At 35.4% G+C, this 14,882-nt stretch carries 11 protein-coding genes; all 11 read left to right on the top strand.

Annotation, left to right across the window (positions count from 1 at the left end; all coding sequences use genetic code 11):
* The first annotated feature begins 99 nt into the window (after positions 1-99).
* The 11 genes from CAO17_RS12525 (at position 100) to CAO17_RS12475 (ending at position 14,881) form a co-directional block, all read left to right on the top strand.
* Entirely contained in the window at positions 100-1,734 is a 1,635-nt protein-coding gene (locus tag CAO17_RS12525; RefSeq protein ID WP_143833757.1) for an SLC13 family permease, read from the top strand.
* 13 nt (positions 1,735-1,747) lie between these two features.
* Positions 1,748-2,602 (top strand): HpcH/HpaI aldolase/citrate lyase family protein, encoded by an 855-nt coding sequence (locus CAO17_RS12520; RefSeq protein WP_085993081.1) that lies wholly within the window; start codon positions 1,748-1,750, stop codon positions 2,600-2,602.
* Between the two features lie 26 nt (positions 2,603-2,628).
* Positions 2,629-3,786, top strand: a complete 1,158-nt coding sequence (locus CAO17_RS12515; RefSeq protein WP_085993080.1) for a CaiB/BaiF CoA transferase family protein — start codon at positions 2,629-2,631, stop codon at positions 3,784-3,786.
* A 14-nt stretch (positions 3,787-3,800) separates the two neighbouring features.
* Entirely contained in the window at positions 3,801-4,331 is a 531-nt protein-coding gene (locus tag CAO17_RS12510) for a MaoC family dehydratase (RefSeq protein WP_085993079.1), read from the top strand.
* Positions 4,332-4,348: 17 nt separating this feature from the next.
* Complete coding sequence (locus tag CAO17_RS12505; protein ID WP_085993078.1) at positions 4,349-5,704, top strand: MmgE/PrpD family protein; 1,356 nt, start codon at positions 4,349-4,351, stop codon at positions 5,702-5,704.
* Between the two features lie 421 nt (positions 5,705-6,125).
* Complete coding sequence (locus CAO17_RS12500) at positions 6,126-7,289, top strand: acyl-CoA dehydrogenase family protein (RefSeq protein WP_085993077.1); 1,164 nt, start codon at positions 6,126-6,128, stop codon at positions 7,287-7,289.
* A gap of 1 nt (position 7,290) precedes the next feature.
* Positions 7,291-8,451, top strand: a complete 1,161-nt coding sequence (locus tag CAO17_RS12495; protein WP_085993076.1) for an acyl-CoA dehydrogenase family protein — start codon at positions 7,291-7,293, stop codon at positions 8,449-8,451.
* Between the two features lie 249 nt (positions 8,452-8,700).
* Positions 8,701-9,480 carry an IclR family transcriptional regulator gene (locus CAO17_RS12490; RefSeq protein ID WP_179151950.1) on the top strand — a complete coding sequence of 260 codons (780 nt, stop codon included), beginning with the start codon at positions 8,701-8,703 and terminating at the stop codon, positions 9,478-9,480.
* 71 nt (positions 9,481-9,551) lie between these two features.
* Positions 9,552-10,727, top strand: coding sequence for a TAXI family TRAP transporter solute-binding subunit (locus tag CAO17_RS12485; RefSeq protein WP_085993074.1), 1,176 nt, complete (start codon positions 9,552-9,554; stop codon positions 10,725-10,727).
* Between the two features lie 99 nt (positions 10,728-10,826).
* Positions 10,827-12,740: a TRAP transporter permease gene (locus CAO17_RS12480; protein WP_179151949.1), complete on the top strand. Its 1,914-nt coding sequence runs from the start codon at positions 10,827-10,829 to the stop codon at positions 12,738-12,740.
* On the top strand, positions 12,740-14,881 hold the full coding sequence (locus CAO17_RS12475; protein ID WP_085993072.1) for an acetate--CoA ligase family protein: 2,142 nt from the start codon (positions 12,740-12,742) through the stop codon (positions 14,879-14,881). Before CAO17_RS12480 ends, CAO17_RS12475 begins: the two co-directional genes overlap by 1 nt.
* Position 14,882: the final 1 nt, after the last annotated feature.

Genomic DNA, 14,882 nt, shown 5'->3' with positions numbered 1-14,882 from the left:
TAATGCGCAAACAAAAGTCTAAAAAGTCACAATATTATTTTTATAAGGTTGCCAATCCATTTTTAAGATTCTCCTATTCTCAGTAAAAGAGGTGAAAATATGAGGCAAATAATAACAAAAACAAATAATGTCCTGTGGCGGGAGCACAAGGGTATAAAGCAACTTTTATCCCTATTTTCCGTTCATGGATCGGAAGCACTAGTGGAATCTAGCAAGCAACAGGGAAAGAAACAACAGTCAAATAAACCTCCAACACCTATTTATAATACTCCTCAGAAAATTGGTTTAGTTACAGGTCCACTACTATTTTTACTTATTATACTTTTATTTGAACCAAATGGTTTATCTAGTGAAGGGAAAGCAGTATTAGCCGTTACATTATGGATGGCGGTTTGGTGGATGACAGAGGCCATGCCCATTCCCGTAACGGCACTTCTGCCGATTTTATTGTTTCCACTAACTGGTGCCTTAGATATAAGTACAACTACTTCATCCTATAGCTCAGATATCATTTTCTTGTTTATGGGAGGATTTCTAGTTGCCCTAGCAATGGAAAGATGGAATTTACATCGAAGAATTGCATTAACCATTATTAGTGTGGTTGGTACAAGTGCAGAAAGACTGATATTAGGTTTTATGGTTGCAACAGCTTTTTTATCGATGTGGATTTCAAGTACTGCCACAACGATGATGATGGTTCCAATTGGGACGGCAATCATACTGAAGTTTGATGAGTTACTAGATCAACATCATGTGAATGGGAAGGAAGCTACGAAAAAGAGATTTGGTAAAGCTTTAATGTTAGCCATATCCTACTCTGCACTAACAGGTGGCCTTGGCACATTAATTGGTACACCACCTAATGCCATTCTTGTTGGTTTCGTTAATGAAACTTATGGAATAAATATTTCTTTTGCAAGTTGGATGCTATTTGGTGTTCCAGTTGCCATTCTATTCACCTCCATTTCTTACTTTTTACTCGTTAAAGTTTTATTCCGATTTAAGCTTAGTGAATTGCCAGGTGGTAAGGAGATTATAAGCAACCAGAAAAAAGAATTAGGTCCAATGAGTATTGAAGAAAAAATGGTTGCAACAGTGTTTGTAGTAACAGCATTGGCCTGGATTACTCGAACTTTCCTACTTCAACCATATGTATCACCAAATATTTCAGATGCGATTATTGCAATGGCAGCAGCATTCATTCTTTTTCTCCTCCCATCCAAACAAAAAGGAGAAACGATTCTTAATTGGGAAACTGCTACCAAGTTGCCATGGGGGATTTTAATTTTATTTGGTGGTGGCCTTGCCATTGCTGCAGGATTTACCAGCTCAGGTCTAACAGAATGGATTGGTAATCAATTAACTGGACTATCAAACTTGCCGTTCGCTGCGATTCTATTTTTTGTTATATTTTTAGTTATTTTTTTAACGGAAATTACATCAAATACCGCGACAGCAACCATGTTAATACCAATTATGGGGGCGTTAGCAGTTGCGTTAGAAGTTGATCCATTGGCGTTTTTAGTAGGTACTACAATTGCTGCTTCTTGTGCATTTATGTTCCCAATTGCTACACCGCCAAATGCCATCGTATTTAGTTCAGGTGTTCTCACCATATCAGATATGGCAAAAGCAGGATTTTGGTTAAATATTACATTTTCTGTTTTGTTAACTGCCATCATTTACGCGTATTTACCATTAGTCTGGAATTTTAATATAACTGGTTTACCTTAGAGAGGAGGATTTCATGTTTAAGTCATGGATGTTTATTCCAGGGAATAATGATAAACATTTAGCTAAAACGTATCAACTAAAAGCAAATGCTTTGATTTTTGATTTGGAAGATGCTGTTTCAGATTCGGAAAAAGGGAGCGCAAGATTAAAAGTTTCTAAGATTATTCAAGAATTAAAAAGCACTATGAATTTCGTTCGAATTAATGATCGCACCACATCTTATTTCCTGGATGATTTATATGAAATCGTAAAAGACGGTTTAACAGGGGTTGTTTTGCCAAAAGTTGAGACAAAAGAAGATATAGTGATAACAGATTACATTCTAAACAGTTTAAAAAAGAAATATCGCATTGATAAACAGATATTAATTGTTCCTCTTATTGAAACCGCTGCAGGCCTTTATCATGCATATGAAATTGCAACTGCAAGTAAACAGATTCACTGTTTAGCTTTTGGTGCGGAGGATTTTAGGTTGGATTCGAATATAACTACAGATATTCATGGAACCGAATTGCTTTACGCGAAGTCTAAATTGGTTGAAGTATCACGTGCAGCAGGAATCGAAGCCCCTGTCGATTCTGTATTTACTAATTTCAAAGACGAGGAAGGGTTGAGAGAGGAAACTGAGCTTGGGAAAAGATTGGGTTTCCAAGGGAAATTACTGATCCACCCCAATCAAATAAATACGGTTAATCGAATTTTTTCTCCATCTCCTGAAGAAATTGAAGAGGCAAAGAAAATAGTACAAGTATATAGCGAGTCTTTGGATAAAGGTGAAGCTGCCATTCAGGTAGATGGGAAAATGATTGATATACCAGTAGCAGAACGGGCAAGGAAAATTTTGTTGCATGTAGATATGAATTATTAGTAAAAAAGAAACGAGGAGGAATTTAGATGTTACCTTTAGAAGGTGTTACGGTTATTTCTTTAGAACAGGCGATTGCAGTTCCTTTTGCAACCAGACAATTGGCAGATTTAGGGGCACGTGTGATTAAGGTAGAACGCCCTGAAACAGGGGACTTTGCAAGAAACTATGATACGACGGTAAATGGAATGTCCAGTCATTTTGTATGGTGTAATCGCTCCAAAGAATCCATTACCCTTGATTTGAAATCAGATGAAGGGAAACAAGTACTAAGTAAACTTTTGGAAGAAGCAGATGTATTCGTTCAAAATTTAGCACCTGGAGCTATAGAACGAATGGGTTTTATTCCAGAAGAATTGGTTGAGAAGAATCAACAGCTTATTGTTTCTAGCCTTTCCGGTTATGGGAAAAATGGATCCTATGAACATAAAAAGGCATATGACTTATTAATCCAATGTGAGGCCGGGCTTGTGTCTGTCACAGGTAGTGAAGATACACCGTCCAAAACAGGCATTTCAATTGCAGACATTGCAGCTGGAATGTACATATATTCTGGCGTATTAACTGCACTTCTAAACCGTGGGAAAACAGGAAAAGGCACTATCATGGAAGTGTCTATGTTAGAAGCACTTGGAGAGTGGATGGGTTTTCCAATGTATTACTCCGTTTATGGTGGGAAAGAACCAAAACGTACGGGAGCAAGTCATGCAACGATTTATCCATATGGTCCGTTTGTATGTGGGGATGAGAAAACGGTTTTTATCGGACTACAGAACGAAAGAGAATGGAAAAAGTTCTGTGATATCGTCCTTGAAAAACCAGAACTTGCAACAGATGCTAGATTTGAGAATAATTCTAAACGGTCAGAAAATCGTAACGAGTTAAAATCTATCATTGAGCAAAGTTTTGATACATTAAATTCGGCTAAGGTAATTAACCGTCTGGAAGAAGCAAAAATAGCTAATGCTAGATTGAACAATTTACAAGATTTCTATGATCACCCACAACTAGCAGCTAGAAATCGTTGGACTAACGTACAGACACCTACTGGAGAGATCTCTGCATTGAAACCACCTGTAACAATGAATGGTATTAATCCTGTGATGAACCCTGTTCCTGAACTAGGGGAACACACTGATAAAATATTGGCAGAATTAGGATTTAGTAAAGACTTTGTAAAAAATTAAAAAGGAGGTTCATCATGAGTGTAAAGGATGGATGGAAGGGTCGATTCTATGAGGATTTTGAAATAGGTGATATTTATGCCCATCCACTGGGGAGAACGGTAACAAAAACAGACAATATTTGGGTGACATTATTAACACAAAATACAAATCCAATTCATTTCGATGATTATTATTCGGAGCAGACGGAGTTTAAGAAACCTTTAGTAGACTCTACGTTTACACTAGCTTTGGTGACTGGACAGTCGGTTACCGATATCTCACAAAATGCGATGGCAAATCTTGGCTGGGATGAAATTCGCCTACCTAATCCAGTATTCGAGGGGGACACGATCTATTCTTATTCGGAGGTACTACAAAAACGAGAGTCTAAATCTCGTCCAAATGTTGGGATTGTAACTGTCAAAACGATTGGATATAACCATCGGGAGGAAGTTGTTATTTCTTATAAACGTACATTTATGATTTATAAGAAAGAATTTGCTCCGAATAGAACGAACGATTTGTTAGACAAGGTACTAGAAAATGAACAGTTAAAGGTAGACTAATAAAGGGGGAAAGAATAATGGGATTAAGTAAAGAATTGGCTACGTATATAATGGAAACCAATTATGACGATTTTCCAGATGAGGTAGTAGAATTTACGAAACTATGTATTTTAGATTACTTTGGCTCAGCCATTGCTGGGTCAACAAAAGCCCCCGTACAAATGATTCATGATTTTGCGATAGAAATGGGTGGAACACCACAAGCAACATTAGTTACGGGTGGAAAAACATCGGTTGCTCAGGCTGCTCTGGTAAATGGTGCATCTAGCCATATTGTTGAATTGGACGATATTCATAAGGCATCCATCATTCACGCTGCAACTGTTGTTGTTCCTGCAGCCCTAGCTGTTGCGGAATGGAAGAAATTATCTGGAAAAGACTTGATTACTGCAGTTATTATTGGTTATGAGGTAGGGTTTCGAATTGGTGAAGCGGTGACACCTTCTCATTATTACTACTGGCATAATACGGCTACTTGTGGAACATTTGGTGCAACTGCAGCTGTGGCAAAATTGTTAAATCTAAATGAGGAACAAATCATTCATGCTCTAGGAAGTGCTGGTACACAAGCTGCTGGGTTATGGGAATTTATTGAGGACGGGGCAATGTCAAAACAGCTTCATCCTGGAAAAGCTGCCATGAATGGTGTAATCAGTGGGTTGTTGGCACAAAAAGGCTTTACTGGAGCTAGTAAGATATTAGAGGGTGATCGTGGTTTCTTCCAAGCAATGAGTGAAACGTTCGATGAATCAAAGGTGACCAATCAGTTAGGAAATAAGTTTAAAATCATGGAAAATGGTTTTAAAATCCATGCGTCTTGTCGACATACACACCATGCCATGGATTTATTGATTGACTTGAAGAAGGAAAAGGGAATTTCTGAGGACGACATTAAAGGTGTACGTGTAAAAACATACCAGGTGGCGCTGGATATCACGGATAATGATAATCCTAACACAGAATATGCATCAAAGTTTAGTCTTCAGTATTGTACGGCTCTAGCTTTAGTTAAAGGTGAGGGTGGACTGGACGCCTTTAATCAGGATACATTATGGAACGGGAAAATTCGTAACTTGATGAAAAAAGTTCAGGTAGAAGTAGATCCGGAGATTAACGATAATTATCCCGAGAAATGGGGGGTAATTGTTGAGGTTTCCTTTACATCAGGTGAGAAAATCATAAAACAGACCGATTATCCAAAGGGAGATCCTGAGAATCCAGTATTTGGTTCAGAGTTACGTGAGAAGTTTTTGAAATTGGCAACAGAACTATCGGAGGATGAGCGAAGGAATTTAGCTAACCAGGTGTTGGATTTGGAGAATGTCAGTGAGGTTGGAGAGATTTTTCGTTTGTTTGATAGGGCTGGGGTATAGTTAGCAAAAGTTACCAAGCTTTAGTGGCTTGGTAATTTTTTATTGTCTTGGACATTAAAAAATTTGTTGACGGACAACTTGATAAGAATATTTGGATCAAAAACAAAAATCTTTGTTCTTAATTTTATAACAGAAAAATAGGGTTTAACCATCGTTATATTTAATATTTATTTTTTAAAAATTTTCGTTAAAAACATTATATTTAAATAATTTTCAAAAGTTCAAATTCTTGGTTGACAAAAATTTTGTTAGTATATAAAATTGCTAATAAGAAATAAAATAATAGGTTCCCAAAATAGTATTTTAGTAAGCGGTTGCAAGGTTGGGATTTTAGTAAAAGATTATATATTATTTTTGTATAAGTAGGGGGAATACTACTGATGAATGGTTGAAATTAATAGGTAAAGGGGGAGAGAGGTATATGGATTTTAAATATTCTCAGGATGCAGAACAATTTAGAGAATCATTTCGAGAATGGTTAAATAATAATTTTCCATTAGAATGGAAGAAAGAAGTAACTGGAGAACAGTTGGTGGATCGAAGAAAGCAATGGGGAAGAATGTTAGCTGATGCAGGTTGGGTAGCTCCATCATGGCCGAAAAAGTATGGAGGGTTAGGTTTAACGATTGAGCAGCAATTAATCTATATTGAGGAATTAGTCCGTATTAATGCACCTGAAGTTTTAAATTCTAACGGAATTGGAATTTTCGGTATGACCTTAATCAAATATGGGACTGAAAAACAAAAAGAGTATTACCTTCCAAGGATGCTTCAACATGAAGATATTTGGTGTCAAGGTTTTTCTGAGCCAAATGCTGGATCAGATTTAGCTGGATTACAAACAAAAGCCGAGGATAAGGGTAATCATTATATACTTAATGGTCAAAAGGTCTGGACATCATATGCACCATATGCCAATAAGTGTTATGTTTTAGTGCGGACGGATAAATCGAGATATAAAGGAATAAGTATGATGATTTTAGATTTAATACAACCCGGCGTAACGGTGCAACCAATTACAAACATAGCGGGTGAAACAGAACTTTCTGAAGTTTTCCTAGATAATGCTATTGTTCCGAAAGATGATGTTGTTGGAGAAATAAATAATGGTTGGGAAATGGCAAATTACGCTTTATCTAATGAACGAGGAATACACTTTGCGCAGCGCTCCCTAAAAATGCAACAAGAATTTCAACAACTTATTTCCATGACCCAAGAAAAGATGCTTTCAGGACAAGCAAATGCTAACAGTTCTATATTCTTAAATAAATTAGTTCAAGCCTATCTATCTTGTGAAATATTAAAAAGTGTGTCTTTACGGAATATTGCGTTGATTTCTCAGGGGGAAAATACAGGTTCTATACCTGCGATCGCTAAACTTGTTTGGAGTGAAAGTCATCAAGATTTACTTAATTTAGGGGTTGACTTATTAGGGGAAAATGCACTTGTTAAGGATGAAAATCATGTTTGGATGGAGAAATTCCTTGCATCAAGAGCAGAAACAATTTATGCAGGAACGACACAAGTCCAAAAGAATATTATTGCTAAATCTCTAGGATTACCTAGTTCGAAAGGAAGGAGATAAGATGGAATATAAATATTCTGATGATTTTGAATTGCTGAAACAAGCGCTTGACTCATTAATAAAGAAAGAAATGCCTTTTGAGAATTTTACTAGGATAGTTGAAAATCAACAAGGCTTTTCAAAAGATTTATGGGGAAAATTAGGGAAAAGTGGTTGGTTGGAAATCCAAAGTGATTCAGACTCATCTATAGATATTAGTTTAACTGATATCATGTACTTGAGTGAATCATTTGGTAAAAATCTCTTTCCGGGTCCATATTCATTAACAGCTGGCTTTACAGTGCCTTTATTAAGCAAGTTGAACCTAAACAAAACTCTTGATAAAGTTGTAGAAAAGGTGAAGTCGGGAGAATTGATTTTAACTTCTGCATTACCTCGTTTTGAGAGAACTTCAACTGGAATAGAGCTAATATGGCCTAGGATTGATGTTAATACACAGACAATAAAAGGAGAAATTAAACAAGTTCAGTTTGCTCAACATGCAGATTATTTATTTTTACCATTTATCAACGAGATTGGTCATTTAACAGTTGCCTTATTAAATCTAGAAAATCCAAATATTACGATAGTACCTAATGAATCAATAGACCTATCAAAACCACAAGGAACAATATTAATAGAAGGTGTTTCGACCGAGGACCTGGACATTATTAAGGATGAGAATACAAATTATAATTTATTATTGAAAGAACAATTTGTTAATTATCTAATTCACTTAAACGGGGAAATGCTAGGTGGAGCTGATGAAGTACTAAAGAGAACTGTGAATTATGTAAAAGAAAGAAATCAGTTTGGAGTACCGGTAGGTTCCTTTCAGTCAGTAAAGCACATGATTGCTGATATGCATGTAGCAATTGAAAAAGCTCGTAGTTTTAGTATTTATACTACTACACAACTTGCCGCAGATAATTTAAATGAAAATATATTTCATTTAATCTCCATTCGTTATTTTGTAACTGATATTTATAAAAAGGTGTGTGAAGATGCAATTCAGTTACATGGAGGAATGGGGTTTACATGGGAAGAAAGCATTCATTTTTGGTATAAATCTTCTATGAGTCATATGTATGACATAATTCATCCTACGTTAATGTCTGAATTTATCTTAGAAAATTTATTAGAATTATCTAGGGGCAATTCAGCTCAGCTTGAGAAGGCTTAAATTTATTGAAGAGTGATGTGTTAGTAATGTGAAATGAAAAAAATCAGTTGAAATATTTCAGAGTTGGACAAAGGTGTTATTTTTGTATCGAATTATGGGAAATGGTGATATAAGGCTTTAATGTATTAAATTGTATAGTATCTTATTTTTTAAATATAATTTTCTGATAATAAAATATAAATCGAATATTAATAAATTTAACAATAAAATCATTCCTTTATATAAAAAATGGTAAGGATGAGTGGCCTAATGGAAATATCTGAAAATAAAAAAAGAAAGTATTCCGTTCCTGCAATAGAAAATACTTTTAAAATACTAAGATTATTAAGTAGAAAACAATTTAGAGAAAGTACTTTGACAGAGATTGCTAATGCTTTATCACTAAATACCGCAACTTGTTATCGGCTTTTACAACAACTCGAAGAATTAGCCATAGTTAGATATAAGGCGAAGGATAAGAGATATACATTAGGACCATATCTAATTGTTTTGGGAGATAGAGCAAAAGAACATTTAGATTATGTTTCCATGATCAGGCCATATTTAAAAGTATTAGCAAAAAATACTGGTCTAACATCTGTCCTAGTTAGTCGAGTTGGGAAAGATAAACTTACAATTCTATCAAAGGTGGAGGGAGAGGATTATGGTGTAAATGTTTCGGTAGGTAGACATTTTTTAATAACAGACGGATCATATGGCAAATGTTTTTTAGCATATTTACCTGAAGAAGAAAGAAAGTATTTTTTAAATGAAAACAATGGTCTTAGAGAATTATCACAGCATGATATTAAATTACTTGAAGACGATTTTGAATTTATTAGAGAAAGTGGCTATTCAACAACATATGGAGAGTATATTAAAGGGATTTGTGGAATTGCAGCCCCCATTTTTAATAGTCATAAAGAGGTTGAAATGGTAATTGCACTGTTCGGATTAACAGCACAGTTATCTAGAAACGACCTGCACAGCTTAGGTGGACTGGTTAAAGAAAAAGCAAACGAAATAACTTTAAAACTTAATGGAATATAGGTTTTGTAAAACATGTCTAATATTGAGTATAAGTAATAAAAACATTTTAAGTGGATACGAGGAGGTAGAAAATGAAATCGAAAAAGTTATTAGCTTTAGCATTAATGATGTTAATTGCTTTGATTGTAATTGGATGTAGTAGTACTACTGATAATAAGAATTCTTCATCTGGTTCGACAAATGAAGGAAATAGTAATACAAGTAGTGGACTTCCTGAAGAGATGACTTGGAGTGTGTATGATGTTGGCTCCGGGGGATATGCTGAAATGTCAGCGATTGCAAATACATTCACAGAGCAATTAGGTATGCAAGTCAGAATGTTGCCATCTGCTAGTGGTGTAGGAAGAATGGTTCCTTTGAGAGACGGAACTGCATCTATTGGTAAAGTGGGTGACGAGATTCAGTTTGCATTTGAAGCAATGGAAGAATTTGCTCAAAAGGATTGGGGACCCCAAGATGTACGAGCAATTTGGGCGCCGGTAAGTCTTTACGGTTTTGCTGTTCGAGAGGATTCAGATATTGAATCAATTGAAGATTTAAAAGGGAAAAAGGTTCCGAGGATTGCGGGAAACTCATCAGTTAATATAAAAAATGAAGCAATGTTGGCTTTTGCTGGATTAACATGGGATGACGTAGAAGTGGTTGAATTGACTTCATATTCTGGTCAAGGCGATGCACTAATACAAGGGCAAATAGACGTTGCGGGTATAAACCCTGTTGCTTCTACAATGTTTGAAGCTGATAGTAAAGGCGGAATTCGTTGGTTAGAAATGGATCCTAATGATAGTGAGAGCTGGGGAGATTTACAAGAAGTTGCATCTTGGTTTTTCTCTGAAACATCTGATATAGGTGCAGGTATGGATGAGGATACAGATGTAATGGGACATGGATATTTAATCGCAGGCTATGAGAATCAAGACCCAGAAGTTATCTATGAATTATTAAATGTAATGAATGACCACTTTGATAATTATAAGGATGCTACTTCCAGCTTGTCATCTTATTCCATTGACGAAGTATTAACTGACCCACGAGGAATTCCTTTCCATGAAGGCGCAATTAAGTTCTTTGAAGAAAATGGGTTGTGGGACGAGGAAAAACAAGCAAAGAATGATAGGTTAGTAGAAAGATATGATGTATTAATGGAAGCATGGGAGCAGGTTGTTAAAGAGGCAGAAGAACAAGGTATTTCTGATGATGACTTTCCAGAGTTTTGGATGGAAAGAAAAGCAGAACTTGTTGATTAGTATTTACTTTGATTTATAAAGAGCCAGCCACACAAGCTGGTTGGCATCTTTATAGTAAATGGGTAAACCCAAATGTTAAAAGATAGGGGTGAAAGTATGATGTCTGGTAGGTTAAACACTTTTTGGAGAATAATGGTGATTGTATCAACTGCAGTTGGTATATTTTTATCAGTGAATATGTTGTTTTACTTAGAACTTTTTGGGTTTAATCCAATCCAAAATTCCTTTTTATATTATCTGTTAGCTTGTTTTTTGCCTATCGCATTTTTGATCTTTCCTGCGAAAAAAAATCATTCTTCGATAGCATGGTTTGATATCGTTTTTTTTGTAGTATCTTTAATAATTGCAATTTATTTTGGTACGCAAGGTGAGCGAATGATTATGGAGGGCTGGGAGTGGAATGCACCCCAGTTAGCAACCTATTTTAGTATCGTATTTTGGATTCTACTGTTAGAAGCTCTTCGTAGAACTGGTGGGTTAGTCTTAGCTATTATTTGTCTAGCTATTTCTCTTTATCCTCTTATTTCCAATAGCATTCCAATTAGTTTTTTACAGGGACAATCTTATGATTTTTTTACAACTGCAAGAAACCATATTATGAGTGCAAATAGTGTTTTAGGTATTCCTTTAACTACATTTGGGAACTTAATTATAGGTTTTTTAGTTTTCGGTGTGGTCTTAAGCCATACTGGGGGAGGAGAATTCTTCTTTAAGCTTGCACAATCTTTATTTGGTAAATATAGAGGCGGAGAGGCTAAGGTTGCCGTTGTAGGAAGTGCGTTTTTTGGAATGCTTAGCGGAAGTGCTATTTCAAATACTATTACTACAGGTGCAATGACTATACCAGCAATGAAAAAGTCAGGTTATAAACCTCATTATGCTGCAGCTATTGAATCTGTTTCATCCACTGGTGGTACAATAACACCTCCAATAATGGGTACTGCCGCATTCTTAATGGCATCGTTTCTAGCCATCCCTTATTTTGAAATTGCCATCGCTGCAGCCATCCCTGCTCTTTTATACTTTATTGGATTACTAGTCCAGGCAGATGGATATGCAGCTAAAAATAATCTGAGAGGTTTACCAAAGGAAAAGATTCCTTCGATATGGGAAACATTAAAAGGTGGATGGTTTTTCATATTCTCGTTGGTAATGTTGATTTACTTTATTGTGTTTTTAAACTCAGAGGGGCAAGCTCCTTATTATGCAACCGTAGTGTTATTTTTAGTAGCGATGATAAATAAGAAAACAAGAATGAACGTTAAACAAATTTCAGAAATGGTTGTTGATATGGGTAAAGTATTGGCAGAGATTATTTGTATTATAGCTGGTGTTGGTCTTATTGTTGGGGCATTATCTGCGACAGGGGTTTCATTTTCCTTTTCAAGAGAATTAGTTGCAGCTGCTGGAGATAGTATGTTTCTTATACTAATAGCTGGTGCAATAACTAGCTTTATATTAGGAATGGGTATGACAGTATCTGCAGTTTATGTGTTTCTTGCAATTATTATGGCGCCAGCACTAGTCCAAATTGGTGTTGATCCAATTGCAGCTCATCTGTTTGTTGTCTATTGGGCTACAGTTTCATATATAACACCCCCAGTTGCATTAGCTTCATTTGCAGCTGCAGGAATAGCTAAATCTAAACCAATGAAAACAGGATTTACCGCAATGCGTTTAGGTGCAATTACTTACTTAATTCCTTTTTTCATTGTCTATCAACCAGCGTTAATAGGACGTGGAACAACTATGGAAATAATAGTGAGTGTCGCTTCAGCGGTAATAGGTGTTTTTATATTGTCCTCTGCTTTAGAAGGTTACTTAATTGGGTTTGGAACGATAAGTAATTATCTAGTTAGAGGCTTATTGATACTAACAGGTGTATTAATGTTAATCCCTGGAGAACTCACGGATGTTATTGGTATTGTTGTTACATTTATTATATATATAACTAATTTTATTCTAACTAAAAATGAAAAATTAGAGGAAAGCAATAAAAAGGAGGCTTTATAATGTTTAAGCAAGAAGCAATGGATCATTTCCTAAATCCAAAATCAATAGCTATTGTAGGAGTATCAAAAAATTTTTCTTCAATAAGTGGAAAACCATTAAGTAATTTAACACTTCATGAATATAAAGGAGATATTTATCCTGTAAATCCTAAATACGATGAAATAAAAGGTTTAACTTGCTATGCATCTTTACTAGATATTCCCGGTGAAGTTGATGTAGCTTTAATAGCTGTTTCGCATAAGAGGATAATGCAAATACTAGACGAATGTGAACAAAAAAAGATTAAATATTTAGTTCTTTTTGGTTCTGGTTTTGCTGAAGTTGGCAAAGAAGGGAAACAACTCCAAGAAAGAGTGTTAAAAAAGGCAAAAAATGCGGGTATTCATATTCTCGGACCGAATTGTGTTGGTCTATTAAATGTTAAAGAAAGTATACCAATTGGATTTGCTACTTCGTTTGAAACAAAGGAGGGGTTTAAGAAAGGGAATGTAGGGTTTGCCTCACAGAGTGGAGCATTTGGATTTTCATTATTTGGTTTGGCTCAAGAGGAAAATATCGGATTTTCTTATATAGTAAATACAGGAAACCAAATGGATATTCATACTTTGGACTGTATGGAATATATGCTTGAAGATGATGAAACCGATGTTGTTGCTGGCTATTTAGAAAGTATTCCTGATGGAGAAATGTTGATAAGAATAGCAAAACGTTCTAAAGAGTTGGGTAAACCACTTATTATTTTGAAGGCTGGGCGATCTCATTTAGGTAAAAAAGCTGCATTGTCTCATACCGCATCATTAGCTGGATCTGAAAAAACCTTTGAAGCAATTGCAAAACAATATGGTTTAGTTACGGTAAATGATATTGATGATATGGTTGCTGCTATGAAAATATTTTCAAGAAATAAGAAAGCAAACGGAAATAAAGTTGTTACAATCTCAAATTCTGGTGCGGCAGGAATCGCAATGGCTGATTACAGTGAGCCATTAGGTTTGGAGCTTGTTCGCTTGTCGCCGGATACACAATCAACGATTGAGAGAATCATACCACCGTATGGATCTGCACTTAATCCAATAGATATAACTGCACAGGCTCTAAAAGAACAGCACATCTTTACTGAAACTTTAGAAGTATTAATAAAAGATGATAATGTAGATACCATTGTAGTCCAAACTACTTTTGGTGGTGAGCTAGGTAAGGATATTTGTAACAAAATAGCTAATATCGATAAAAAAACAGAAAAACCAATCATTGTTACACTTACTGGTACAAACGAGCTAACAGGGGAAGGGCGAGACATTCTATCAGAAGCGGGCGTTCCGGTATTTCTTACATCCTATAACACTATGTTAGCTATTAAATATTTAGTAGATTATTCAAATTACTACTATAAGAGTAATCAAGAATTTAGTGAGAATAAACAGGTTAATGATGAATTGGTTCATAATAAAGGGGTTTGGACGGAAGATAAAGTTAAAGAAATGCTGGATTCTATGCAAATAAGCGTACCTAAAAATATATTAGTTAAGAATCGTACTGATTTAGTCAATATAGAAGGTGAACTAGAATTTCCAGTAGTTTGTAAGGTAGTTTCTAATGAAATTACTCATAAAACTGATGTAGGTGGAGTAAAACTTGGTATAAAAAATAGTGCTGAACTCAAAGTCGCTTATGATGAAATTATAAATTCAGTAAATAAACATGCCCCAGGTGCAAATATAAACGGAGTATTAATTGAAGAAATGATTAAAAAGAATGGAACTGAAATGTTTATTGGAGTTAAAGAAGATCCTCAATTTGGTCCTTTAATTGTTTGTGGTCTTGGTGGAATATTTATTGAAGTATTAAAGGATGCTTCAATACGACGTGCACCTATACAAGTGGATGAAGCATATGAAATGTTGAAAGAACTAAAAGGCTTTCCACTTCTTGAAGGAGTTAGGGGGGAGAAAGAGAAAGATGTTGAGAAACTGACAGAAGTGATTGTTAAAATTTCACAATTCGCTTCACAAAATAGAGGGAAAATAAAAGAAATGGACATTAATCCATTAATGGTTTTGGAAAAAGGAGAAGGTGTTATCGCATTAGATGGGGTTATTGTATGGAAGGAAAGTACAACTTCAACAGTCACTTCCGTCTAGC

The sequence above is a fragment of the Oceanobacillus senegalensis genome, from assembly GCF_900176885.1.
Taxonomy (GTDB): Bacteria; Bacillota; Bacilli; order Bacillales; family Amphibacillaceae; genus Oceanobacillus; species Oceanobacillus senegalensis.
This window is presented reverse-complemented; position numbering and strand designations above follow the sequence as displayed.

Bases quoted from the DNA above. Each gene is read 5' to 3' on its own strand.
- CAO17_RS12525 (WP_143833757.1), top strand. From the start codon at position 100: ATGAGGCAAATAATAACAAAAACAAATAATGTCCTGTGGCGGGAGCAC.
- CAO17_RS12520 (WP_085993081.1), top strand. From the start codon at position 1,748: ATGTTTAAGTCATGGATGTTTATTCCAGGGAATAATGATAAACATTTA.
- CAO17_RS12515 (WP_085993080.1), top strand. From the start codon at position 2,629: ATGTTACCTTTAGAAGGTGTTACGGTTATTTCTTTAGAACAGGCGATT.
- CAO17_RS12510 (WP_085993079.1), top strand. From the start codon at position 3,801: ATGAGTGTAAAGGATGGATGGAAGGGTCGATTCTATGAGGATTTTGAA.
- CAO17_RS12505 (WP_085993078.1), top strand. From the start codon at position 4,349: ATGGGATTAAGTAAAGAATTGGCTACGTATATAATGGAAACCAATTAT.
- CAO17_RS12500 (WP_085993077.1), top strand. From the start codon at position 6,126: ATGGATTTTAAATATTCTCAGGATGCAGAACAATTTAGAGAATCATTT.
- CAO17_RS12495 (WP_085993076.1), top strand. From the start codon at position 7,291: ATGGAATATAAATATTCTGATGATTTTGAATTGCTGAAACAAGCGCTT.
- CAO17_RS12490 (WP_179151950.1), top strand. From the start codon at position 8,701: ATGGAAATATCTGAAAATAAAAAAAGAAAGTATTCCGTTCCTGCAATA.
- CAO17_RS12485 (WP_085993074.1), top strand. From the start codon at position 9,552: ATGAAATCGAAAAAGTTATTAGCTTTAGCATTAATGATGTTAATTGCT.
- CAO17_RS12480 (WP_179151949.1), top strand. From the start codon at position 10,827: ATGTCTGGTAGGTTAAACACTTTTTGGAGAATAATGGTGATTGTATCA.
- CAO17_RS12475 (WP_085993072.1), top strand. From the start codon at position 12,740: ATGTTTAAGCAAGAAGCAATGGATCATTTCCTAAATCCAAAATCAATA.